This window comes from Streptomyces sp. NPDC001781 (assembly GCF_053596035.1).
The window spans coordinates 164,236-188,452 of sequence record NZ_JBSFFI010000002.1; the positions used below are offsets into that span (position 1 = coordinate 164,236).

Here is a 24,217-nt window from a genome sequence, read left to right on the forward strand (position 1 = left end):
TGCGCGCCGTCAGCCGGTGAAGCCCGCCACGTTCTGCTTCGTGACGACCTTCACGGGCACCTTCACCATCGGCTTGATCTTCTTGCCGTGCACCGCGTCCAGGGCGTTGTCCACGGCGATCCGGCCGAGCTGGCTCGGCTGCTGCGCGACCGAGGCGTACAGCGTGCCGCGCTTGACCGCGGTCAGGCCGTCCGGTGTGCCGTCGAAGCCGACGACCGCCACCGACCTGCCCGCCTTGGAGCCGAGAGCCTTGATCGCGCCGAGAGCCATCTCGTCGTTCGCGGCGATGACGCCCTGGACGTCGGGGTGCGCCTGGAGCAGGTTGGACATGACGTCCAGGCCCTTGGTGCGGTCGAAGTCGGCGGGCTGCTGGGCGACGACCTCGATGCCCGGATAGGCCTTCAGACCCTTGGCGAAGCCTGCCGCGCGCTCACGGGCGGCGGAGGTGCCCGCCTGGCCCTGCAGGATGGCGATCTTGCCCTTGCCGCCCAGCTTCTCGCCGATCGACCGGGCCGCCAGCTCACCGCCGGCGACGTTGTCGGAGGCGATCAGCGCGTCGATGGACGCCTTGTTGACGCCGCGGTCGACGGCGACGACCGGGATGCCCGCCCTGCCGGCGGCCTTCACGGAGTTGCTCGCCGCGTCGGAGTCCACCGGGTTGACGATGACCGCGCCGACCTTGGAGCTGGTGAAGTTCTGCAGCTGGTTGGCCTGCTGGGAGGCGTCGTTCTGGGCGTCCGTGACGGTCAGGTCCACGCCGCGCTTCCTGGCCTCGGCCTGGGCGCCCGAGCGGATCTGCACGAAGAAGGGGTTGTTGAGGGTGGACAGCGACAGACCCATCCTCGGGTTCGCCGAGGACGTCGAGCCGCTGTGCAGGAAGGAGGTCGCGCCCACGACGGCCACCGTGACCACGGCCGCGAGTCCGTACGTCGCCGCCTGCTTGCCCTTGGGGCCGCCCGCACCGGCCGCCGGGGTGGCCCCGGCCTTGCGGCGCACCGCGTCGAGCAGCACGGCGAGGGCGATGACGACACCGATCACGACCTGCTGCCAGAAGGCCGACACGTTCAGCAGGTTGAGGCCGTTCCTGAGCACGGCGAGGATCAGCGCGCCGACGAAGGTACCCGAGGCCTTGCCGGTGCCGCCCGCCAGGGAGGCGCCGCCGATGACGACCGCGGCGATGGCGTCCAGCTCGTAGCCGTCGGCGGCCTGCGGCTGCGCGGAGCCCAGCCGGGCGGCGAGCACGATGCCCGCGACGGCGGCGAACACGCCGGACAGGGCGTAGATGGCGAGCTTCTGCCGGTTGACCCGGAGGCCCGACAGCCGCGCGGCCTCCTCGTTGCCGCCGATCGCGTACATCGAGCGGCCGATGTAGGTGCGGCCGAGCACCAGGGCCGCGAGCAGCCCCATGGCCACCATGACCAGGACGGGCACCGGCAGCCAGCCGCCGAGGGTGTCACCGAGATGCGTGACCGACGCCGGGAAGGCGATCGGGACACCGCCGGAGATCACCAGGGACAGACCGCGCGCCACCGACAGCATGGCCAGCGTCGCGATGAACGGCGGCAGCTTGCCGTAGGCGATGAGGAAGCCGTTGACCAGGCCCGCGCCGACACCGGTGGCCATGGCGAGGACGACGGCGAGCGCGACCGGCATGCCGGACTGCGTGGCGCTCCAGGCCAGCACGGTCGAGGTGAGCGCGGCCACCGAACCGACCGACAGGTCGATGCCCGCCGCGACGATCACGAACGTCACACCGAAGGCGAGGATCGCCGTCACGGCGGCCTGGACGCCGATGTTGAGCAGGTTGTCCGTCGTCAGGAAGTCGCCGGACAGGGCCGACAGGGCGACGGCGAGGACGATCAGCGCGGTCAGCGCGCCGTTGTCGAGGAGCAGACGGCGCAGGCCGCCCGGGGCACCCGCCCCCGTCGTGCTCTTGAGCGTGTCAGTGGCCACGGGGGCCCTCCTTCTCGGTGGTGGTGTTCACGGCTTCGGTGGTGGGGGTGCTGACGGCGAGGGCCATGACGGTGTCCTGGGTGGCCTCGTCGGCGGTGAGTTCGCCCGCGATCCGGCCCTGTGCCATCACCAGCACCCGATCGCTCATGCCGAGCACCTCGGGCAGGTCGCTGGAGATCATCAGGACGGCGGCGCCCTGAGCCGTCAGTTCGTTGATCAGCTGGTAGATCTCGACCTTGGCGCCGACGTCGATGCCGCGCGTCGGCTCGTCGAGGATCAGCACCTTGGTGTCGGCCAGCAGCCACTTGCCGATGACCACCTTCTGCTGGTTGCCGCCGGACAGGGTCCGCACATGCTGGCCGAGGCCCGCCATGCGCACGCCGAGCTGTGCCGCGATCCGTTCGGCGGCGGTGTACTGCGCCTTGCGGTCCACCAGCCCGGCCCGGGTCGCGGACCGCATGGTCACCAGGCCCAGGTTCTCCGCCACGGAGGCGTCCAGCACCAGGCCCTGGCCCTTGCGGTCCTCGGGTACCAGACCGATCCCGGCGGTCATGGCCGCGTTCACGTCGCCGCGCCGCAGCTCGGCTCCGGAGACCCTGACGCTTCCCGCGTCGTAGGGGTCGGCGCCGAACACGGCGCGGACGACCTCGGTACGGCCCGCGCCGACCAGTCCGGCCACGCCGACGACCTCGCCGGCGCGCACCTCGAAGCTCACGTCGTGGAAGACGCCGCCGCGGGTGAGGCCCTCCACGCGGAGCAGGGGCTCGCCGGCGGCGGGGGGCCGCTCACGCGGGTACTGCTGCTCGATGGACCGGCCCACCATCAGCCGCACCAGCTCGTCCTCGGGGGTGGAGGCCGGGACCTGGCCGACGCTGCGTCCGTCCCGGATCACGGTGACCCGGTCGCCGAGCGCGGCGATCTCCTCCAGGTGGTGGGTGATGAACACGATGCCGACGCCGTCCGCGCGCAGGGTACGCACGATGGCGAACAACCTCTCGACCTCTTCCGAGGTGAGCACGGCGGTCGGCTCGTCCATGATCAGTACGCGTGCGTCCAGGCTCAGCGCCTTGGCGATCTCCACCATCTGGAGGCGCGCGATGCCGAGTTCACGTACCCGGGCGCGGGGCGAGACGTCGACGCCCACCCGTGCGAGGAGGAGCTCCGCGTCCGCCTCCATCTTCTTGCGGTCGATCATCCCGAGGCGGCGCGGCTGGCGGCCCAGGAAGATGTTCTCGGCGACCGTCAGCTCGGGGACCAGGTTGAACTCCTGGTAGATCGTGGCGATCCCGAGGCGTTCGGCGTCCTGCGCGCCCTGGATGCGCACCTCCTCGCCGCCGGCGAGGATCCGCCCGGCGTCGGGGGTGTGGGCACCGGAGAGGGTCTTGATCAGGGTGCTCTTTCCGGCGCCGTTCTCGCCGAGCAGTACGTGTACCTCGCCCCGGCGCAGGTCGAAGTCGACGCCGTCAAGCGCGACCACGCCCGGGAAGGCTTTCCGTATGCCTTCGATACGCAGCAACTCATCCGGGTCGCTCACGACGTGCTCCTTCGCACTGGGGAGGGGGACTGTGTGGGGGTCTGGGAGGCAGTCCGGGAGGGAGGCCCGGAGGCGGGGGGCTCACCGCACGAGCGGCGCACGACGAGCCGGGCGGGAAAGGCGGCGGACTCCGGGTCCCGTCCCTCGATCCGGGCCACCAGGGCCCGTACGGCGGTCCGGCCCAGTTCGCCCGTCGGCTGGGCGATCGCCGTGACCGGCGGGTCGGTGTGCACGAACCACGGGATGTCGTCGAACGCGGCGAGCGCGATGTCCTGCGGAACCCGCAACCCGCGGGCGCGGATCGCGTCCAGCGCGCCGAGCGCCATCAGGTTGTCGGCCGCGAAGACCGCCTCGGGCGGCTCCGGCAGGTCGAGGAACCCCTCGGTGACCCGGCGGCCGCTGGCGGCCTGGAAGTCGCCCTGGCCGGTGTAGGCGTCCGGCAGACCGAGCCCGTGGTCCGCCATCGCCTCGCGGAAGGCCTCCACACGCTCGCTACCGGTCGTGGTGCTGCCCGGTCCCGCGATGATGGCGAGACGCCGGTGCCCGAGGGCATACAGGTGCGCGACCAGGTCCCGCACGGCGGCGCGGCCGTCGGACCGTACGACGGGGACGTCGAGGTCCGGGATCCACCGGTCCACGAACACCATCGGGGTGCCCCCGCGCGCCGCGTCCTGCAGCAGCGGGGAGGCGCCGTCGGCGGGCGAGACCAGAAGTCCGTCGATCCGGCGGTCCAGCAGGGTCCGGATGTGGTGGTCCTGGAGATCGGGCCGCTCGTCGGCGTTACCGATGATCACGCTGTAGCCGAGGGCGCGGGCCTCCTCCTCCACCGAGCGGGCCAGCTCGGTGAAGTACGGGTTCAGCACGTCGCTGATGATCAGACCGAGGGTGCGGGTCTGGTCGGTGCGCAGGGACCGGGCGACGGCGTTCGGCCGGTACTCCAGTGCCTTCACGGCATCCAGCACACGGGAGCGCGCCTCGGCGCTCACCGAGGGATGAGCGTTCAGCACGCGCGAGACCGTGGCGACGGAGACACCCGCCGCGGCGGCGACGTCCTTGATGCTCGCCATCGACGGCTCCACCTCCTTGTGGAATCGTTTACAACGACGTGTTCCGGAGGATTGGAATCGATTACACGGGCTCCCGGCAAGCCCCTCCGGGGTGGCTGAAATCAGATCGTGATGAACCCCGCTCAGATGAGCGTGACCGGTGCGGGACTCGCTGTCCGCCCCCACCGGTACCTTCGGACCATGGCTCAGCAGGCGTCGGGACAGACGGGGAACAGCACGGGCGAACGGCAGTTGGCCGAGCTGGAGGGTGTGCTGGAGCGCATCACCTACGCCGACGAGGAGACCGGCTACACCGTCGCCCGCGTCGACACCGGCCGGGGCGGCGGCGACCTGCTCACCGTGGTCGGCGCGCTGCTCGGCGCACAGGTGGGGGAGTCGCTGCGGATGCGGGGCCGCTGGGGCTCGCACCCTCAGTACGGCAGGCAGTTCACCTGCGAGAACTACACGACCGTCCTGCCCGCCACCGTCCAGGGCATCCGCCGCTACCTCGGCTCCGGCCTGGTCAAGGGCATCGGCCCGGTCTTCGCCGACCGCATCACCCGGCACTTCGGCCTGGACACCCTGAGGATCATCGAGGAGGAACCGAAGCGCCTGATCGAGGTCCCCGGCCTCGGCCCCAAGCGCACCGGCCGGATCGCCGACGCCTGGGAGGAACAGAAGGCGATCAAGGAGGTGATGCTCTTCCTCCAGAGTGTCGAGGTCTCCACCTCCATCGCCGTGCGCATCTACAAGAAGTACGGCGACGCCTCCATCTCCGTGGTGAAGAACCAGCCCTACCGGCTCGCGGCCGACGTCTGGGGCATCGGCTTCCTCACCGCCGACCGGATCGCCCGGTCCGTCGGCATCCCGCACGACAGCCCCGAACGCGTCAAGGCCGGCCTCCAGTACGCCCTCTCCCAGTCCACCGACCAGGGCCACTGCTACCTGCCCGAGGAACGCCTCATCGCGGACGCGGTCAAGATCCTCCAGGTCGACACCGGCCTGGTCATCGAGTGCCTGGCCGAGCTGGCCGCACCCGGCGAGGAGGGCGAGGAGCCCGGAGTCGTAAGGGAGAAGGTGCCCGGACCGGAGGGCGGGGAGCCCGTCACCGCCGTCTACCTCGTCCCCTTCCACCGGGCCGAACTCTCCCTCGCCGCCCAGGTGTCGCGGCTGCTGCGCACCGGCGAGGACCGGATGCCCGCCTTCCGGGACGTGAACTGGGACAAGGCGCTCGGCTGGCTGAAGGACCGTACCGGCACCGACCTCGCGCCGGAGCAGGAGGCGGCCGTCCGGCTCGCGCTCACCGAGAAGGTCGCCGTCCTCACCGGCGGGCCGGGCTGCGGCAAGTCCTTCACCGTCCGCTCGGTCGTCGAACTGGCCCGCGCCCGGCGGGCCAGGGTGGTGCTCGCCGCGCCCACCGGACGCGCCGCCAAGCGGCTGGCCGAACTGACCGGCGCCGAGGCGTCCACCGTGCACCGCCTGCTGGAACTGAAGCCCGGCGGAGACGCCGCCTACGACCGCGAGCGCCCGCTGGACGCCGACCTCGTGGTGGTGGACGAGGCGTCCATGCTGGACCTGCTGCTCGCCAACAAACTGGTCAAGGCCGTACCGCCCGGCGCCCACCTGCTCTTCGTCGGTGACGTGGACCAGTTGCCCAGCGTCGGCGCCGGGGAGGTGCTGCGGGACCTGCTGGCCGAGCGGAGCCCGGTGCCCGCCGTCCGGCTCACCCGCGTATTCCGCCAGGCCCAGCGGTCCGGCGTGGTCACCAACGCCCACCGGATCAACGCGGGCCGGCACCCGCTCACCGACGGGCTGGACGACTTCTTCCTCTTCGTGGAGGACGAGACCGAGGAGGCCGGCCGGCTCACCGTGGACGTGGCCGCCCGCCGTATCCCGGCGCGCTTCGGCCTCGACCCGCGCCGGGACGTGCAGGTCCTCGCCCCGATGCACCGGGGCCCGGCGGGTGCCGGCGCCCTCAACGCCCTGCTCCAGCAAGCCGTCACGCCCGGCCGCCCCGACGTGCCGGAGAAGCGCTTCGGCGGCCGGGTCTTCCGGGTCGGCGACAAGGTCACCCAGGTCCGCAACAACTACGACAAGGGCGCGAACGGAGTCTTCAACGGCACTGTGGGAGTGGTGACCTCACTCGACCCGGTCGAGCAGCGCCTGACGGTGCTGACCGACGAGGACGAGGAGGTGGGGTACGACTTCGACGAACTGGACGAACTGGCCCACGCATACGCCGTGACCATTCACCGCTCCCAGGGCAGTGAATACCCGGCCGTGGTGATCCCTGTCACCACCGGTGCCTGGATGATGCTCCAGCGGAACCTGCTGTACACGGCGGTCACCCGCGCCAAGAAGCTGGTGGTGCTGGTGGGTTCGCGCAAGGCGATCGGGCAGGCCGTGCGCACGGTGTCGGCAGGCCGGCGGTGCACGGCGCTCGGCTTCAGGCTGGCCGGTTCCGTGCGTGTCGGCGAAAATGATCGATCAAATGAGTCATGAAGGTCACAGAGGCTTTCCGGATGCCCCACCGAGGGGGCAGGATGAGCAGGTTGACGGCACTGAGTGCCGCCAGTGGGCCAAGTGGCGACCCCGAGTGCACTCTCCTGAGCCAAATGGGGGATGGTAGAGACAGTCAGGGCACCTCGAAGATGAGGCACTAAGTCGGTGAGGGAAGACGTGAGCGAGCACACCAAGAACGACGCGGTAGTACTGCGGGTCGGCGGCGACGAGTACACCTATCCGGTGGTCGACAGCACCGTCGGCGACAAGGGCTTCGACATCGGGAAGCTCCGCGCCCAGACCGGTCTGGTGACCCTGGACAGCGGTTACGGCAACACGGCCGCGTACAAATCCGCCGTCACCTACCTCGACGGCGAGGCGGGCATCCTCCGCTACCGCGGCTACCCGATCGAGCAGCTCGCCGAGCGCTCCACCTTCCTCGAGGTGGCGTACCTCCTGATCAACGGTGAGCTGCCCACCGTCGACGAGCTGGCCAAGTTCAAGAACGACATCACGCGGCACACCCTGCTGCACGAGGACGTCAAGAACTTCTACCGGGGCTTCCCGCGCGACGCCCACCCGATGGCCATGCTGTCCTCGGTGGTCTCGGCGCTGTCCACCTTCTACCAGGACAGCCACAACCCGTTCGACGAGAAGCAGCGCGACCTCTCCACGATCCGGCTGCTCGCCAAGCTCCCGACGATCGCGGCGTACGCCTACAAGAAGTCGATCGGCCACCCGTTCGTCTACCCGCGCAACGACCTCGGCTACGTCGAGAACTTCCTGCGCATGACGTTCTCCGTCCCGGCCCAGGAGTACGACCTCGACCCGGTCGTCGTCTCCGCGCTGGACAAGCTGCTGATCCTGCACGCGGACCACGAGCAGAACTGCTCGACCTCCACGGTCCGCCTGGTCGGCTCCTCGCAGGCCAACATGTTCGCCTCCATCTCCGCGGGCATCAACGCACTGTGGGGCCCGCTGCACGGCGGTGCCAACCAGTCGGTGCTGGAGATGCTGGAGAACATCCAGGCCAACGGCGGCGACGTCGACTCCTTCATTCGCAAGGTGAAGAACAAGGAGGACGGCGTCCGCCTGATGGGCTTCGGCCACCGGGTGTACAAGTCCTTCGACCCGCGCGCCAAGATCATCAAGGCCGCCGCGCACGACGTCCTCTCCGCGCTCGGCAAGTCCGACGAGCTGCTGGACATCGCGCTGAAGCTGGAGGAGCACGCGCTCTCCGACGACTACTTCGTCTCGCGCAACCTCTACCCCAACGTGGACTTCTACACGGGTCTGATCTACCGGGCCATGGGCTTCCCGACCGAGATGTTCACGGTCCTGTTCGCCCTCGGCCGGCTGCCGGGCTGGATCGCCCAGTGGACCGAGATGATCAAGGAGCCGGGTTCGCGCATCGGCCGTCCGCGCCAGATCTACACGGGTGTCGTCGAGCGCGACTTCGTGCCGGTCGAGCAGCGCTGAGTCCGGAAAAGCGGAAGGCGCCCTGGCGTCGGTCCCCCCACGGGCCGACGTCCAGGGCGCCTTCCCATGCCCCGGTGCGGATTCCCCCCACGGGATCCGGGCCGGGCGCTCGGAGAGACAGCGCCTGAATTCGCTGTCCGAGCAGGACGGGCGGGCCCGCCATGCTCCGGTGACGTGAAACGTGTTGCGGTCTGCCGGGACAGCGCACGCTGGGAGGGCCGCTCAAAGCTTCCCGGTGTACGTGCCCCGGCAACGCTCCCCCAAGCTCTGAACTTCGTTCGAGCAGGGGGTACCCCCATCCGGAGAAGTCCCCCAAGACATCCCCAGACGCCAGCCGGCGCCCCCCAAGACGCTGGACTGACACCGCCAACTTAGACCTTCGAACCCCTTCGATGGTTACGTTCGCGTCACTGTGATCTGCGTCTCTTGCATACGTCCCATGGGTGCGCAAGAGCCCCGACACGGCGATCGGGACCCAGGCGTAAGGATGATGCGCGAGCCTTGTGAAGAGCTTATGTGAGGCGCGCGCCGGACTCCAGAGGGACTTCTACTTCTCCTCGGGGGACTTCTTCCGGCCATCCGCGGCACTTCCTGGCCCGCCGCCGCGGAACCGGCGCAGCCGCAGGCTGTTGGTCACCACGAACACCGAGGAGAAGGCCATCGCCGCTCCCGCGATCATCGGGTTCAGCAGCCCCGCGGCGGCCAGCGGCAGCGCGGCGAGGTTGTAGCCGAAGGCCCACGCCAGATTGCCCTTGATGGTGGCGAGGGTGCGCCGGGAGAGCCGGATGGCGTCGGCGGCCACCCGCAGGTCGCCCCGGACCAGGGTGAGGTCGCCGGCCTCGATCGCCGCGTCGGTGCCCGTGCCCATGGCCAGACCGAGGTCGGCGGTGGCGAGCGCGGCCGCGTCGTTCACCCCGTCCCCGACCATGGCGACGGTCCGGCCCTCGTCCCGCAGCCTTCGGACCACGTCCACCTTGCCCTCGGGCAGCACCTCGGCGATGACCTCGTCGATGCCGACCTCGCGCGCGACCGCCTCGGCGACCGTGCGGTTGTCCCCGGTGAGCAGCACCGGCGTCAGGCCGAGCGCGCGCAGTTCGCGCACCGCCTCGGCGCTGGTCTCCTTCACCGCGTCCGCGACGGCGAGCACCGCGCGCGGCTTCCCGTCCCAGCCCGCCACGACGGCCGTACGGCCCTCCTGTTCGGCCCTGGAGCGCGCGGCGGCCAGTTCCTCCGGCAGGTCCTGCCAGAGCCGTCCGGCGGCCACCTCGTGGCCGTCCACGCGACCGCGTACGCCTCGGCCGGGGACGTTCTCGAAGTGCCCGGCCGGGGGCAGCGCGCCGACGCGCTCCGCGGCGCCCTCCGCGACGGCGCGGGCGACCGGATGCTCGGAGGCGTGCTCCAGGGCGCCGACGAGCCGCAGCACCTGCTTCTCGTCCTCGCCGGAAGCGGTGTACACCTCCTGCAGCGTCATCCGCCCGGTGGTGACGGTGCCGGTCTTGTCGAGGACGACGGTGTCGACGCGACGGGTGGACTCCAGCACCTCGGGGCCCTTGATCAGGATGCCGAGCTGCGCGCCCCGTCCGGTGCCGACCATCAGCGCGGTCGGGGTGGCCAGGCCCAGGGCGCAGGGGCAGGCGATGATCAGCACGGCGACGGCGGCGGTGAACGCGGCGACCGTGTCCCCGGTGGCGCCCAGCCAGACGCCGAAGGTGCCCAGCGCGATGAGGATGACGACGGGCACGAACACGGCGGAGATCCGGTCGGCCAGGCGCTGCACCTCGGCCTTGCCGTTCTGCGCGTCCTCCACCAGCCGGGCCATCCGGGCCAGCCGGGTGTCCTCGCCGACCCGGTCCGCCTCGACCAGCAGCCGCCCGCCCGAGTTGACGGTGGCGCCGGTGACCCGGTCGCCGGGGGAGACGTCGACGGGCACGGACTCGCCGGTCAGCATGGAGGCGTCGACGGCCGAGGTGCCCTCCAGCACCGTGCCGTCGGTGGCGATCTTCTCGCCGGGCCGCACCATGAACCGGTCGCCCACGGCGAGCGAGCCCACGGGAATCCGCGTCTCCCGCCCGTCCCGCAGTACGGTCACGTCCTTGGCGCCCAGCTCCATCAGCGCCCGGAGCGCGGCACCGGCCCGGCGCTTGGAGCGGGCCTCCAGGTAGCGGCCGAGCAGGATCAGCGCGACGACCCCGGCGGCGACCTCCAGGTAGATGACGGAGGTGCCCTCGGAACGGGAGACGGTGAACGAGAAGGCGTGCCGCATGCCGGGCATGCCCGCGTGGCCGAGGAACAGGGCCCACAGCGACCAGCCGAACGCGGCCAGCGTGCCGACCGAGACCAGGGTGTCCATGGTGGCCGCGCCGTGCCGCAGGTTGGTCCAGGCGGCCCGGTGGAAGGGCCACCCGCCCCAGACGACCACGGGTGCGGCGAGGGTCAGCGAGAGCCACTGCCAGTTGTCGAACTGGAGCGGCGGGACCATGGCCATCAGGATGACGGGCACGGCGAGCAGGGCGGAGACCAGCAGCCGCTGCCGGAGCGCGGACGGTTCGGCGTCCGGCTCGGCCGCCCCGGCGAACTCCTCCGCGCCGGCGGCGGGTTCGGGCTCCGGGGGCCGGGGTTCCTCGGCGGTGTACCCGGTCTTCTCGACGACCGCGATCAGGTCCGCGACGTGGACGCCGGCGCCGAAGCTGACCTTCGCCCTCTCCGTCGCGTAGTTCACGGTGGCGCTCACGCCGTCCATGCGGTTGAGCTTCTTCTCCACCCGCGCGGCGCAGGACGCGCAGGTCATGCCGCCGATGAGCAGCTCGACCCGGTTCTCGTCCGCCTCGGGCGCCGTACGCCCGGTCTCTGCGGTGGTGCTGGTCATGCCCGGACTCCAGACATCGGACCGGACCTCACGGAATCCAGTATGAGCTGGTCGGTACGGCCCGGTCGGGGAAGGGTTGCGCGGTCCGCGCGCGGAACGCGCGGACCTGCGGGGTGGTGCTCAGGCCCGGCCGGTCAGTTCGAAGCCGGCCTCGTCGACGGCGGCGCGCACGGCCTCCTCGTCGAGCGGGGCCGCCGAGACGACGGTGACCTCACCGGTGGAGGCGACGGCCTTCACCGAAGCGACGCCGGGGAGCTCGGAGATCTCGCCGGAGACGGAACCCTCGCAGTGGCCGCAGCTCATGCCGCTCACCTGGTAGACGGCGGTGACGGAGCCGGGGGTGTCGGTCTGGGCGCTCATGTCGTTCTCCTCGTCGTGCCGGGGTGTCCTCGGGGGACCCTCACTCTTCGAACATTATACCCCTAGGGGGTATTCCCTAAGGGGGTGCCGAGTGCGGAGGGGATTCACCGGCACCCTATGTATACGCCCGCTTTGTCGCAGTACGGCGAACGCCCGCACACCGTCCCCCGGGGGGAGGTGTGCGGGCGTTTCGGTGGCGGGGGGCCGGATCCGGATCAGTCCGCTCCGCGGCCCCGGTTTCCGGGCCGGGAGGCGACCCAGGCGCGCACGGTGTCAGCGTGCCAGTAGGGCTTGCCGCTCTCCACGAGGTCGGGTGGCGGGAGCAGGCCGTGTTTCCGGTAGGACCGGACGGTGTCCGGCTGTACCCGGATGTGTGCCGCGATCTCCTTGTAGGACCAGAGCCTGCGGTCGGTCATGCGTCGCACCTCCTGCGCGCGCCGCGGCGGCGGCCGGGGAACGGCCGTCGGGGGAGCCCGGCGCTGTGCTGGTGATCACCAAGCCTGTGCCCGGTCAACGACGCAGAGTGACCACGGGCAAGCGGCTGTGGGCCGGGTGTGACGGAGGACCCGCGTACGCGCGACATACGTGACAGGAGGGGTGCGTTCGTGACACAACCGCAGCAGAGGAAACCGGGGCGCGGCGGGCGTGGCGGATTGACCCGGACGGGCGGGGCCGTGCGGGGGCGTCCGGCGGTGCGCCCGCCGGGAGGGTTCACCGGTGGCCCGGGTCTACACGCCGCACGACCTCAGGAACGCGCGGGTGCGGCGGGCGATCGGCAGCGGCCGGTCCGGCTCGCAGGGGTACATGTCCTGCTCGACGACGGCGAACAGGTCCGTGTCCAGCCGGGCCGCCGCCTCCAGCACCGGGCCGAGCGCGGGCACCCCGGCGGGGGGTTCGCACATCACGCCCCGCGCGACCGCCTGGCCGAAGGGCGTGCCGTCCGCGCGCACCTCGGCGAGGACCTCGGGGTCGACCTGCTTGAGGTGGAGGTAGCCGAGCCGCTCGCCGTAGGTCTCGATCAGCTCGACGCTGTCCCCGCCGCAGTAGGCGTAGTGGCCGGTGTCCAGGCAGAGCGAGACCAGGTCGGGGTCGGTGGCGTCCAGGAAGCGGGTGACGTGGGCCTCGGTGTCGATGTGGGTGTCGGCGTGGGGGTGGACGACGATCGTCAGGCCGTACCGCTCGCGCACCTCGTGGCCGAGCCGCTCGGTCTGCTCGGTCAGGTCGCGCCACTGGGCCGGGGTCAGTTCGGCCGGCTCCAGTACCGCGCCGGTGCGGTCGTCCCGCCAGAAGGAGGGGATGACGACGAGGTGGCGGGCGCCGGTCGCGCGGGTCAGCCCGGCGACCGCCGACACGTGCTCCCAGGTCTTCTCCCACACCGCCGGGCCGTGGTGCAGCCCGGTGAACACGGTCCCGGCCGACACCCTCAGCCCGCGCCGGGCGGTCTCCTCGGCGAGCACCCCGGGGTCGGTGGGCAGGTACCCGTAGGGGCCCAGCTCGATCCACTCGTAGCCGGCCGCGGCCACCTCGTCCAGGAAGCGCCGCCAGGGGACCTGGGCGGGGTCGTCCGGGAACCAGACGCCCCAGGAGTCGGGCGCCGATCCGACGCGGACACGGGACGGCGGGGAGGGCGGCATCGACGTCATGGCCGCCAGCGTGCGGGCCGCCCGAAAGGGTGTCAATAGCTGGTCCGAATGTCCGGACAAAACGTTGACACGGCTCACCGGACCGGACTAGAAAGCCGGGTGGGAGTCCTGGCGGGGTAGTGGTCCTGACGAATCCTTGGCGAAGGGGAGTCGATGGCGTACGACCTGATCACCATGGGACGGATCGGGGTGGACCTCTACCCTCTGCAGACCGGTGTCCCGCTCGACCGGGTGTCGTCCTTCGGCAAGTTCCTCGGCGGCTCCGCGAGCAACGTCGCCGTCGCCGCCGCCCGCCTCGGACTCGCGAGCGCCGTCATCACCCGAACCGGTGACGACCCGTTCGGTACGTACCTCCACGAGGCGCTGCGGGGCTTCGGCGTGGACGACCGCTGGGTCACCCCGGTACCCGGCCTGCCCACCCCGGTCACCTTCTGCGAGGTCTTCCCGCCGGACGACTTCCCGCTCTACTTCTACCGCCGGCCCAAGGCCCCCGACCTGGAGATCCACCCCGGCGAACTCGACCTCGGCGCGATCGGTGCCGCCCGCGTCTTCTGGGTCACCGGGACCGGCCTGAGCGAGGAGCCCAGCCGCACCGCGACCCTGGACGCACTCGCCCACCGCGCCCGGTCCGGCACCACGGTCTTCGACCTGGACTGGCGGCCGGTGTTCTGGAGCGACCCCGACGCGGCCCGCCCCTTCTACGCCGAGGCCCTGCGGCACACCACCGTCGCCGTCGGCAACGTGGACGAGGTGGAGATCGCCACCGGCACCCGGGAACCGCACGCCGCCGCCCGCGCGCTGCTGGACGCCGGGGTGGAGCTGGCGGTGGTGAAACAGGGGCCCAAGGGCGTCCTCGCCGTCCACCGCGACGGCGGGAGCGCGGAGGTGCCCCCGCTGCCGGTCACCGTCCTCAACGGGCTCGGTGCGGGCGACGCGTTCGGGGGTTCGCTGTGCCACGGTCTGCTCCGGGGATGGGACCTTGAGACGGTCATGCGGCACGCCAACGCCGCCGGGGCGATCGTGGCCTCGCGGCTGGAGTGCTCGTCGGCCATGCCCACGCCGGACGAGGTGGCGGCGGCGCTGGCGGCGGGGGCGGTGCGGTGAGCCCCGTGCGGGCCGGAACCCCGGGCGGTTCCCCGCGGGAGCAGGCCGCCGGGTACGAGAAGTGCCGCGGCGCGCTGCGGCTTCCCACCGTGCGCGGCCTGGTGGCCGGCCGCACACTGCTGTACCCGGCGGACGGCGATGTGGCCGCCGCCGTCGACACCGCCGCAGGACTGCTGTGAGGGCCCGCATGACGAGCACCCGACTCCATCTGCCGCACGGCGAGGCCGCGAGCGGCCCGTACGCGCTCGACATCGGTCCGGGTCAGGAGGGCTGGACGCACACGCGGCTGCGCGTCGTGGAGCTGGAGGCGGGCGGCGCCCATGCCTTCGACACCGGCGCCGCCGAATGGATCGTGCTCCCCCTCCAAGGTGCATGTACCGTACAAATTGATGGGCGCGAGTTTCAGATCCGCGGCCGGGAGAACGTGTACGCGGCAGTCTCCGACTTCGCGTACGCCCCCCGCGACAGCCGGGTCCAGATCGCCTCCGGCGCGGGAGGCCGCTTCGCCCTGGCAGGAGCGAAGTGCGAGCGAAGACTCCCCGCCCGCTACGGCCCCGCGCCGGAGGTCCCCGTCGAACAGCGCGGCAGCGGCACCTGCGCCCGCCAGGTGCGCAACTTCGCCGCCGCCGACACCTTCGACTGCGACCGGCTCATCGCCGTGGAGGTCGTCACCCCCGGCGGCAACTGGTCGTCCTACCCGCCGCACAAGCACGACGAGCACCGCCCGGGGGAGGAGTCCGAGCTGGAGGAGATCTACTACTTCGAGATCGCGGACGGCGGCCTGGGCTACCAGCGCGTCTTCCCCTCCCGCGCGGGCGGCGCCGACCTGCTCGCCGAGGTCCGCACGGGTGACGCGGTGCTCGTACCCGACGGCTGGCACGGCCCGTCGATCGCCCAGCCCGGCCACGACATGTACTACCTGAACGTGATGGCCGGACCCGGCGCCGGCCGGGAATGGCGGATCAGCTTCCACCCCGACCACACCGCCCACACAGGGGGTTACCGGTGACCACCAGGCTCACGGTCGCGCAGGCACTCGTCCGCTTCCTCGCCGCCCAGTACACCGAACGCGACGGCGTGCGGCAGCGGCTCGTCGGCGCCACCTGGGGGATCTTCGGCCACGGCAACGTCGCCGGGATCGGCCAGGCGCTGCTGGAACACCGGGAGTCGATGCCGTTCCACCAGGGCCGCAACGAGCAGGCGATGGTGCACGCGGCCGTCGGGTACGCCCGCCAGTCGGGCCGCCTCTCCACCCACGCCGTGACCACCTCCATCGGCCCCGGCGCCACCAACCTCGTCACCGGCGCCGCACTGGCCACCGTCAACCACCTGCCCGTCCTGCTGCTCCCCGGCGACGGCTTCGCCGCCCGCCCCGCCGACCCGGTCCTCCAGCAGCTCGAACTCCCCTACGCGGGAGATGTGTCGGTGAACGACACGCTGCGCCCGGTGTCCCGGTACTTCGACCGGATCACCCGCCCCGAGGTCCTGATCCCGAGCGCGCTCGCGGCCGTGCGGGTGCTCACCGACCCGGTCGAGACCGGCGCCGTCACTCTCGCGCTTCCGCAGGACGTGCAGGCCGAGGCGTACGACTGGCCCGAGGAGTTCTTCGCCGACCGGGTGTGGACCGTGCGCAGGCCCGGAGCCGATCCGGCGGAAATCACCGAAGCGGTGCGGATGATCCGGGAGGCCCGGCGTCCCCTCGTCGTCGCGGGCGGCGGGGTCCACCACAGCCGGGCCGAGGACGGGCTCGCGGAGTTCGCCGCCGCCACCGGCATCCCGGTCGCCTCCACCCAGGCCGGCAAGGGCTCCCTGCGGTACGACCATCCCCAGGACGTGGGCGGCATCGGCCACACCGGAACCGCCACCGCCGACGAACTCGCCCGCGCGGCCGACCTGGTGATCGGGGTCGGCACCCGGTACACCGACTTCACCACCGCCTCCGGCACCCTCTTCGCCGACCCCGGCGTGCGCTTCGTCAACCTCAACATCGCGCCCTTCGACGGTCACAAGATGGCCGGGCTGCCGCTGGTCGCCGACGCCCGCAGCGGACTGGGCGAGCTGACCGAGGCGCTGGGGATGCACGGGCACCGGGTGCCGGAGGCGTATCTCACGGCCTACTCGGCGGCCAAGGCGGACTGGGAACGCCGGGTCGACGCCTGCTTCGCCGCCGGGGACCCGGACGCGGCGCCGGCCCAGACCCAGGTGATCGGCGCACTGGACGCCCTGGTGGACGCGAGCGACATCATCGTGGGCGCGGCCGGCTCCCTCCCCGGCGACCTGCACAGACTCTGGCGCACCCGCGCCCGCGACCAGTACCACCTGGAGTACGGCTACTCCTGCATGGGCTACGAGATCCCGGCCGCCCTCGGCGTGAAGCTCGCCGCGCCCGAGCGGAACGTCTGGGCGCTGGTCGGCGACGGCACGTACCTGATGATGCCGACCGAGATCGTCACCGCCGTGCAGGAGGGCGTGGCGGTGAAGATGGTGCTGATCCAGAACCACGGGTACGCCTCCATCGGCGGGCTGTCGGAGGCGGTCGGTGCCGAGCGCTACGGCACGGCCTACCGGCGCCCCGCCGCGGACGGCACCCTCACCGGTCCGCCGCTCCCCGTCGACCTCGCCGCCAACGCGGCCAGCCTGGGCATGCGGGTGCTGCGCGCCCGTACGGTCCTGGAGTTGCGGGAGGCCCTCACCGAGGCGCGCGCCGCCGACACTCCCACTTGTGTCTACGTGGAGACCGAAACGTCCGACAGTGTGTCGGGCGCGCCCGCGGCCGCGGCCTGGTGGGATGTTCCTGTGGCCGAGACCGCGGCCAGGCCGTCCGCGGTCAAGGCCCGTGAGCTGTACGAACGGCATCTGCCGGCCCGCCGCCGCCATCTGTGACAAGGAGCCCGAGGACATGACGAAGATCGTCAACCACTGGATCGGCGGCAAGACCGCCGAGGGCGCGTCGGGCACGTACGGGCCGGTCACCGACCCGGCGACCGGCGAGGTCACCACCAAGGTCGCCTTCGCGGGCGTCGAGGAGGTGGACGCGGCGGTCGCCGCCGCCAAGGACGCCTTCGCCACCTGGGGGCGGTCCTCGCTGGCCCAGCGCACGTCCATCCTGTTCACGTTCCGCGCCCTGCTGGACAGGCACCGCGACGAGATCGCCGCGCTGATCACCGCCGAGCACGGCAAGGTGCACTCCGACGCGCTCGGCGAGGTCGCGCGCGGCCTGGAGATCGTGGACCTGGCCTGCGGGATCAGCGTCCAGCTCAAGGGCGAGCTGTCCACCCAGGTCGCCACCGGCGTCGACGTGGCCGCGATCCGCCAGCCGCTCGGCGTGGTCGCGGGCATCACCCCGTTCAACTTCCCCGCCATGGTGCCGATGTGGATGTTCCCGCTCGCCATCGCGTGCGGCAACACCTTCGTGCTGAAGCCCTCGGAGAAGGACCCGTCGGCGGCCCTGAGGATCGCGGAGCTGCTGGCCGAGGCCGGGCTGCCGGACGGCGTCTTCAACGTCGTGCACGGTGACAAGGTGGCCGTCGACCGGCTGCTGGAGCACCCGGACGTGAAGGCGGTGTCCTTCGTCGGCTCCACCCCGATCGCCCGCCACATCCACACCACCGCCTCCGCCCACGGCAAGCGCGTCCAGGCCCTCGGCGGCGCCAAGAACCACATGCTGGTCCTGCCCGACGCCGACCTCGACGCGGCGGCTGACGCGGCGGTGAGTGCCGCCTACGGCTCGGCGGGCGAGCGCTGCATGGCCATCTCCGCGGTCGTCGCGGTGGGCTCCATCGGAGACGAGCTGGTGCGGAAGATCCGCGAGCGCGCCGAGAAGATCAAGATCGGCCCCGGCACCGACCCCACCTCGGAGATGGGCCCGCTGATCACCAAGGCCCACCGGGACAAGGTGGCCTCCTACGTCACCGGCGCCGCCGACGAGGGCGCCGAGGTCGTGCTCGACGGCACCGGGCACACCGTCGAGGGCCACGAGGGGGGCCACTGGATCGGCATCTCCCTGCTCGACAAGGTGCCGACCAGCGCCAAGGCGTACCAGGACGAGATCTTCGGCCCGGTGCTGTCCGTGCTGCGCGTCGACACCTACGAGGACGGCGTCGCCCTCATCAACGCCTCCCCCTACGGCAACGGCACCGCCATCTTCACCCGCGACGGCGGCGCCGCCCGCCGCTTCCAGCTCGAGATCGAGGCCGGCATGGTCGGCGTCAACGTCCCCATCCCGGTCCCCGTCGGCTACCACTCCTTCGGCGGCTGGAAGGACTCCCTCTTCGGCGACCACCACATCTACGGCAACGACGGCACGCACTTCTACACCCGCGGCAAGGTCGTCACCACCCGCTGGCCCGACCCCTCCGACGCCCCGGCGGGCGTCGACCTGGGCTTCCCGCGCAACCACTGAGCCACACGTACATCCGGGCCCGAAGGCGGCTTCCACCGCCCTCGGGCCCGTCTTTTTTCGGCCACGGGCCTGCGGTTCCCGTACGGCCGACAAGGGCGGAGGCGCCTGCGAGATAGTGCTGTTTCGGTCGTCCGACGGCGGTCAGAACTGCGGATTCCGTAGGTCGGCACCCATTGACGTGGCGGTTTTCGTCGGTGTTCGATGCAGCGCCGGGAGCGAGACGTACGACACACAGCGAGCCGCCGGAGGCGATACCGCTCCCGCCCGAGCCAGCACCGCACGAGTCGATCGGACGCCGCATGACCGACACGCTCCGCCCCGCCGAGCCAGCCAGCGCCGCAGAGACCGGTGACGGCCGGCGGAAACTCAAGCGCTCCATCGGCGTCGTCGGCGGCACCCTGCTGACGCTCTCCTGCGTGACGCCCGCCTCCACCCTCTTCGTGGTCGTCCCCGACCTCTTCGGCAGCCTCGGCACCGCGACCGCCCTCACCATCGCCGTCGGCTCGCTGCTCTGTGTCGCCGTGGCGTTCTGCTACGCCGAGCTGGGCACCCTCATCCCCAGCGCGGGCGGCGAGTACGCCATGGTCTCCACCCTCGCCGGACGCCTCGCGGGCTGGCTGGTGTTCGTGCTGTCGCTGCTGGTCGTCGTGATCGTGCCGCCCGTCATCGCCATGGGCACCGCCGACTACATCGCCCCCCTCGTCCACGTGGACCCCGCCCTCACCGGCGCCGGGGTCATGCTGCTCGCCACCCTCGCCGGACTGCTCGACCTGCGCGCCAACGCCTGGATCACCGGGGTCTTCCTGGTGCTGGAGGTGATCGCGGCCGCCGTCGTCGCGGTGCTCGGCTTCTCCCACGCCCACCGGGGCCCCGGCAGCCTGGTGTCGATGCAGGTGGCCGGAGCCCACGGCGGCACCGACCCCGTCACCGCCGCACTGGTCGTCTCCGGACTCGCCATCGCCCTCTTCGTCACCCAGGGCTTCTCGACCGCCGTCTACCTCTCCGAGGAGCTGGAGCACCCCCGCCGGGACGTGGCCCGCACCGTGCTCGCCACCCTCGCCATCTCCACCGTGATCATCCTGGTGCCGGTCGCCGCCATCACCCTGGGCGCCACCGACCTGAAGGAGCTGACCGGCGGCGATCTCAGCGCGATGGTCACCGCGTGGTCCGACACCGCCGTCGGCACCTTCGTCAGCCTCTGCGTCGCCCTCGCCATCGTCAACGCGGGCATCGTGATGGTCATCCAGAACTCCCGCGTCCTGTTCGCCTCCGCCCGCGACAAGGCGTGGCCCACCCCGGTCAACGACCTGCTCTCCCGGCTCGGCCGGTTCGGCTCGCCCTGGGTCGCCACCCTCACCGTCGGCGTGCCCGGCGCCCTGCTCTGCTTCGTCGACCTGGACACCCTCTACGGCGTCACCGGGGTCTCCGTCACCGCCATGTACCTGCTCGTCGCGATCGCCGCGCTGCTCGGCCGCCGCGACAGCCACCGGCACACCCCGGCCTGGCGGATGCCGCTGTGGCCGGCCGTACCCGTGCTGCTGATCGCCGTCCTCGGCTACGTCCTGGTCCGGCAGGAGCCGGCCTACCTGCTGTGGACCGGCGGCATCACCGCCGCCGCCACCCTGTACTGGGCGCTGTACCTGCGCCCCCGCCGCGACACCCACTGGCTGGTCTCGCTCCCCGAGGACACCCGGAGCTGACGCCCGCGCCCGGAGAGGGCGGATCCCTACCGCGCCCGCAGTACACCCGCCCGGACCCGTACTCCCGAAGGATGGGCGGGAGTTCAGCCCGGCGGGGCCGTCCGGCGGGGAGGGCGGCCCGTACCGTTGGGTCATGGATCTTCGAGTGCCCCGGCCGCTGAAGAGGCCCCGGCGGGCCGCCGCCGCGCTGGGGGCCGCCGCACTGCTCGCCGCCACCGGTACGTGGACGGCGACCGCGTCCGGCACGCCCGGCCCGCACCGCAGCGACCGGGTACTGACCATGGCCGACGGCACCCGGGTGGACACCTCGTACTTCACCTCGGAAGGAGGCGGCCGACGCCCCGCAGTCCTCCTCGCCCACGGTTTCGGCGGCAGCAAGGACGACCTGCGCGCCCAGGCCGAGGACCTCGCCGGGCACGGGTACGCCGTACTCACCTGGTCCGCCCGGGGGTTCGGCCACTCGACCGGGAAGATCGGGCTCAACGACCCGGCGCACGAGGTCACCGACGTCTCCCGGCTCCTCGACTGGCTGGCCAAGCGGCCCGAGGTCCGCCTCGACAGGTCCGGCGACCCGCGCGTGGGCATCGCGGGCGGCTCGTACGGCGGGGCGATCTCCCTGCTGGCGGCCGCACACGACCCGCGCATCGACGCCATCGCGCCCGCCGTCACCTACTGGGACCTCGCCGACGCCCTCTTCCCCAACGGCGTGTTCAAGAAGCTGTGGACCGGCGTGTTCTTCAACTCCGTCGGCGGCTGCGGACGGTTCGAGCCGGCACTGTGCGCGATGTACCAGCGCGTCGCCCAGTCCGGGGTCCCCGACGCCGACGCCCGAGCCCTGCTCGACCGCCGCTCACCCTCCGCCGTCGCCGGCCGCGTCAAGGTCCCCACCCTGCTCTTCCAGGGCCAGACCGACTCCCTGTTCACCCTCGCCCAGTCCGACGCCGCCGAGCGCGCGATCCGGGCGGGCGGCGCACCCGTGAAGGTCGACTGGATCGCGGGCGGCCACGACGGGGGAGACCTGGAGACCGGCCGGGTCCAGGGGCGGGTACGGGACTGGTTCGACCACTACCTCAAGGGCGAGTCCGTCGACACCGGGCCCGCCTTCCGGATCACCCGCACCGGCGGCGTCGACTCCACCGACGGCGGCACCCGCAGCCGGGGCGCCACCGCCGACGCCTACCCCGGCCTGCGCGGCGCCCCCCGCACCATCGCCCTCACCGGCCGCCCGCAGCGGATCGCCAACCCGGCCGGGGCGAGCCCGCCCGCCGTCTCCGCCCTGCCCGGCCTCGGCGGGGGCGGCCTCGCCCAGCTCTCCGCCCTCGGCACCGGCGTCTCCCTCGACTTCCCCGGTCAGTACGCCGCATTCGACGCCCCGCCGCAGCGCACCGCCCTCCGCGTCACCGGCACCCCGACCGCCCGCGTCCACATCAGGTCCACCAGCGCCGACGCGGTGCTCTTCGCCAAGCTCTACGACGTCGGCCCCGGCGGCGGCCAGGTGCTCCCCGGCCAACTCGTCACCCCGCTCAGGATCACCGGCGCCAAGCAGGGCAAGGACGTCACCGTCACCCTCCCGCCCGTCGACCACGAGGTGCAGCAGGGCCACCGCCTCCGCCTGGTCCTCGCCACCACCGACCTCGGCTACGCCTCACCCACCGCCCCCGCGACGTACACGGTCTCCCTGAAAGGCCCTCTGAGCGTTCCCACCGCCCCCGGCGTCACCACCGCGGCCACCCCGCTGCCCTCCTGGGTCTGGTGGCTCCCCCTCGCCGGCGCCGCGACCGCCCTCGCCCTCCTCCTCACCGCCCGCCGCCGCACCACCGCCCCCGCACCCGATCCGGAACTGGCCGAAGTCCCGCTGGTCATCTCCGAACTGAGCAAGCGCTACGCCAAGTCCGCCGACCGGTACGCCGTGCGCGACCTCTCCTTCAGCGTCGGGAAGGGCCAGGTGCTCGGCCTGCTGGGCCCCAACGGAGCGGGCAAGACCACCACGCTGCGCATGCTGATGGGCCTGATCCGGCCCGACGGCGGAGAGGTCCGGGTCTTCGGCCACGCCGTACGCCCCGGTGCGCCCGTCCTCTCCCGCGTCGGCGCCTTCGTGGAGGGCGCCGGCTTCCTGCCCCACCTCACCGGCCGGGAGAACCTCGACCTGTACTGGCGGGCCACCGGCCGCCCGCCCGAGGACGCCCACCTCGCCGAGGCGCTGGAGATCGCCGGGCTCGGCGACGCCCTGGCACGCGCGGTACGCACCTACTCCCAGGGCATGCGCCAGCGCCTCGCCATCGCCCAGGCCATGCTCGGCCTGCCCGACCTGCTCATCCTGGACGAGCCCACCAACGGCCTGGACCCGCCGCAGATCCGCGAGATGCGCGAGGTGCTGATCCGGTACGCGGCCGCCGGGCGCACCGTCATCGTCTCCAGCCACCTGCTGGCCGAGGTCGAGCAGTCCTGCACCCACCTGGTGGTCATGGACCGGGGCCGGCTGGTCCAGGCGGGCCCGGTCGGGGAGATCGTCGGTTCCGGCGACACCCTGCTCGTCGGCACCGGCACCCCCGTCGCCGAGCCGGTGGTGGAGAAGGTGGCCGCACTGGACGGCGTCGCCTCCGCCGTACGGACCGCGGACGGGCTGCTGGTCCGCCTCCGGCCCGGCAGCACCGCGGGCGGGCTCGTGGTGGAACTGGTCCGGCTGGAGGTGCCCGTGCTCTCCGTAGGCCCGCACCGGCGTCTGGAGGACGCCTTCCTCACCCTGATCGGAGGCTCCGCGTGAGCACGCTCACCGAGACCGCGCGGACGGCCCCCGGCTACCGCGCCTCGCGCACCCTGCCCGTACGCGTCGAACTCGTCCGCCAGCTCGGGCGGCGCCGCACGCTGGTCATGGGCGCGATCCTGGCCGCGCTGCCGCTGGTCCTGCTGGCCGCGTTCGCGATCGGCGGGGACCCGGCCGGACGGGGGCGCCGGATCACCCTGATGGACACGGCCACCGCGTCCGGTGCCAACTTCGCCGCCGTCAGCCTCTTCGTCTCGGCCGGCTTCCTGCTGGTGATCCCGGTCGCCCTGTTCTGCGGCGACACGGTCGCCTCCGAGGCCGGGTGGTCCTCGCTGCGCTATCTGCTGGCGGCACCGGTGCCGAGGGCGCGGCTGCTGTGGTCCAAGCTGGTGGTGGGACTCGGGATGAGCCTGGCCGCGATGATCCTGCTGCCCGCGGTGGCCCTGGCGGTCGGCACGGCCGCGTACGGCTGGGGTCCGCTGCTCGTGCCGACCGGCGGGGCGGTGGCGGCGGGCACGGCGGTCGGGCGGCTGGCCGTGGTGGTGCTGTACCTGTTCGTCTCGCAACTGGTCACCGCCGGACTCGCGTTCTGGCTCTCCACCCGGACCGACGCCCCGCTCGGCGCGGTGGGCGGCGCGGTCGGGCTGACCATCGTCGGCAACGTCCTGGACGCGGTGACCGCGCTCGGCCACTGGCGGGACTTCCTGCCCGCGCACTGGCAGTTCGCCTGGGCCGACATCCTCCAGCCGCACGCGGAGTGGGCCGGCATGGCCCAGGGCGCCTCGGTCTCGGTCACCTACGCCCTGGTCCTCCTCGCCCTGGCCTTCCGGGGCTTCACCCGCAAGGACGTCGTGTCCTGAGCCG

The 24,217-nt window shown here is 72.2% G+C and carries 16 protein-coding genes and 1 pseudogene; 10 read left to right on the forward strand and 7 right to left on the reverse strand.

Annotated features, from left to right (window positions below; genetic code table 11):
* Positions 1-9: 9 nt before the first annotated feature.
* The 3 genes from ACWCV3_RS02500 to ACWCV3_RS02510 are packed head-to-tail and all read right to left on the reverse strand — an operon-like array spanning position 10 to position 4,554.
* The gene (locus tag ACWCV3_RS02500) at positions 10-1,953 is read right to left on the reverse strand and encodes an ABC transporter permease/substrate-binding protein (protein ID WP_451217218.1); all 1,944 of its coding nucleotides are present in this window, start codon (positions 1,951-1,953) and stop codon (positions 10-12) included.
* The gene (locus ACWCV3_RS02505; RefSeq protein WP_451217221.1) at positions 1,943-3,487 is read right to left on the reverse strand and encodes a sugar ABC transporter ATP-binding protein; all 1,545 of its coding nucleotides are present in this window, start codon (positions 3,485-3,487) and stop codon (positions 1,943-1,945) included. The genes ACWCV3_RS02500 and ACWCV3_RS02505 overlap by 11 nt, the downstream gene beginning before the upstream one ends.
* A complete protein-coding gene (locus ACWCV3_RS02510; RefSeq protein ID WP_451217224.1) occupies positions 3,484-4,554 on the reverse strand; it encodes a LacI family DNA-binding transcriptional regulator in 1,071 nt (356 codons plus the stop codon). The genes ACWCV3_RS02505 and ACWCV3_RS02510 overlap by 4 nt, the downstream gene beginning before the upstream one ends.
* A gap of 180 nt (positions 4,555-4,734) precedes the next feature.
* Between ACWCV3_RS02510 and recD2 the strand changes: the two genes are divergently transcribed.
* On the forward strand, positions 4,735-7,035 hold the full coding sequence (gene recD2 / locus ACWCV3_RS02515; protein WP_451217227.1) for an SF1B family DNA helicase RecD2: 2,301 nt from the start codon (positions 4,735-4,737) through the stop codon (positions 7,033-7,035).
* A gap of 177 nt (positions 7,036-7,212) precedes the next feature.
* Positions 7,213-8,514 (forward strand): citrate synthase, encoded by a 1,302-nt coding sequence (locus ACWCV3_RS02520; protein ID WP_451217230.1) that lies wholly within the window; start codon positions 7,213-7,215, stop codon positions 8,512-8,514.
* 547 nt (positions 8,515-9,061) lie between these two features.
* Here ACWCV3_RS02520 and ACWCV3_RS02525 read toward each other — a convergent pair.
* From ACWCV3_RS02525 to ACWCV3_RS02540, 4 genes are all read right to left on the reverse strand, one after another.
* On the reverse strand, positions 9,062-11,380 hold the full coding sequence (locus tag ACWCV3_RS02525) for a heavy metal translocating P-type ATPase (protein ID WP_451217233.1): 2,319 nt from the start codon (positions 11,378-11,380) through the stop codon (positions 9,062-9,064).
* A 120-nt stretch (positions 11,381-11,500) separates the two neighbouring features.
* A complete protein-coding gene (locus ACWCV3_RS02530; RefSeq protein WP_451217239.1) occupies positions 11,501-11,740 on the reverse strand; it encodes a heavy-metal-associated domain-containing protein in 240 nt (79 codons plus the stop codon).
* A 215-nt stretch (positions 11,741-11,955) separates the two neighbouring features.
* Entirely contained in the window at positions 11,956-12,156 is a 201-nt protein-coding gene (locus ACWCV3_RS02535) for a helix-turn-helix transcriptional regulator (protein WP_451217242.1), read from the reverse strand.
* Positions 12,157-12,468: 312 nt separating this feature from the next.
* Positions 12,469-13,383, reverse strand: coding sequence for a sugar phosphate isomerase/epimerase family protein (locus tag ACWCV3_RS02540; protein ID WP_451217245.1), 915 nt, complete (start codon positions 13,381-13,383; stop codon positions 12,469-12,471).
* 153 nt (positions 13,384-13,536) lie between these two features.
* On the opposite strand from ACWCV3_RS02540, the gene iolC reads away from it, so the two are divergent.
* The 8 genes and pseudogenes from iolC (at position 13,537) to ACWCV3_RS02580 (ending at position 24,213) form a co-directional block, all read left to right on the forward strand.
* Positions 13,537-14,487, forward strand: coding sequence for a 5-dehydro-2-deoxygluconokinase (gene iolC / locus ACWCV3_RS02545; RefSeq protein WP_451217248.1), 951 nt, complete (start codon positions 13,537-13,539; stop codon positions 14,485-14,487).
* Positions 14,488-14,528: 41 nt separating this feature from the next.
* Positions 14,529-14,666, forward strand: a pseudogene (locus ACWCV3_RS02550) (Cgl0159 family (beta/alpha)8-fold protein); the annotation flags it as partial.
* 8 nt (positions 14,667-14,674) lie between these two features.
* On the forward strand, positions 14,675-15,496 hold the full coding sequence (iolB, locus tag ACWCV3_RS02555; RefSeq protein WP_451217251.1) for a 5-deoxy-glucuronate isomerase: 822 nt from the start codon (positions 14,675-14,677) through the stop codon (positions 15,494-15,496).
* Positions 15,493-17,370, forward strand: coding sequence for a 3D-(3,5/4)-trihydroxycyclohexane-1,2-dione acylhydrolase (decyclizing) (gene iolD / locus ACWCV3_RS02560; RefSeq protein ID WP_451217254.1), 1,878 nt, complete (start codon positions 15,493-15,495; stop codon positions 17,368-17,370). Before iolB ends, iolD begins: the two co-directional genes overlap by 4 nt.
* Positions 17,371-17,386: 16 nt before the next feature.
* The gene (gene mmsA / locus ACWCV3_RS02565) at positions 17,387-18,889 is read left to right on the forward strand and encodes a CoA-acylating methylmalonate-semialdehyde dehydrogenase (protein WP_451217257.1); all 1,503 of its coding nucleotides are present in this window, start codon (positions 17,387-17,389) and stop codon (positions 18,887-18,889) included.
* A gap of 299 nt (positions 18,890-19,188) precedes the next feature.
* Positions 19,189-20,589, forward strand: a complete 1,401-nt coding sequence (locus ACWCV3_RS02570; RefSeq protein WP_451217260.1) for an APC family permease — start codon at positions 19,189-19,191, stop codon at positions 20,587-20,589.
* Between the two features lie 133 nt (positions 20,590-20,722).
* Positions 20,723-23,353, forward strand: coding sequence for a CocE/NonD family hydrolase (locus ACWCV3_RS02575; protein WP_451217263.1), 2,631 nt, complete (start codon positions 20,723-20,725; stop codon positions 23,351-23,353).
* Positions 23,350-24,213, forward strand: coding sequence for an ABC transporter permease (locus tag ACWCV3_RS02580; RefSeq protein WP_451217266.1), 864 nt, complete (start codon positions 23,350-23,352; stop codon positions 24,211-24,213). Before ACWCV3_RS02575 ends, ACWCV3_RS02580 begins: the two co-directional genes overlap by 4 nt.
* Positions 24,214-24,217: the final 4 nt, after the last annotated feature.

Coding starts and splice junctions, on each gene's coding strand:
- ACWCV3_RS02525 (WP_451217233.1), bottom strand. CDS start 11,380: ATGACCAGCACCACCGCAGAGACCGGGCGTACGGCGCCCGAGGCGGAC.
- recD2 (WP_451217227.1), top strand. CDS start 4,735: ATGGCTCAGCAGGCGTCGGGACAGACGGGGAACAGCACGGGCGAACGG.
- iolC (WP_451217248.1), top strand. CDS start 13,537: ATGGCGTACGACCTGATCACCATGGGACGGATCGGGGTGGACCTCTAC.
- ACWCV3_RS02570 (WP_451217260.1), top strand. CDS start 19,189: ATGACCGACACGCTCCGCCCCGCCGAGCCAGCCAGCGCCGCAGAGACC.
- ACWCV3_RS02530 (WP_451217239.1), bottom strand. CDS start 11,740: ATGAGCGCCCAGACCGACACCCCCGGCTCCGTCACCGCCGTCTACCAG.
- ACWCV3_RS02510 (WP_451217224.1), bottom strand. CDS start 4,554: ATGGCGAGCATCAAGGACGTCGCCGCCGCGGCGGGTGTCTCCGTCGCC.
- ACWCV3_RS02535 (WP_451217242.1), bottom strand. CDS start 12,156: ATGACCGACCGCAGGCTCTGGTCCTACAAGGAGATCGCGGCACACATC.
- mmsA (WP_451217257.1), top strand. CDS start 17,387: ATGACGAAGATCGTCAACCACTGGATCGGCGGCAAGACCGCCGAGGGC.
- ACWCV3_RS02575 (WP_451217263.1), top strand. CDS start 20,723: ATGGATCTTCGAGTGCCCCGGCCGCTGAAGAGGCCCCGGCGGGCCGCC.
- iolB (WP_451217251.1), top strand. CDS start 14,675: ATGACGAGCACCCGACTCCATCTGCCGCACGGCGAGGCCGCGAGCGGC.
- ACWCV3_RS02540 (WP_451217245.1), bottom strand. CDS start 13,383: ATGACGTCGATGCCGCCCTCCCCGCCGTCCCGTGTCCGCGTCGGATCG.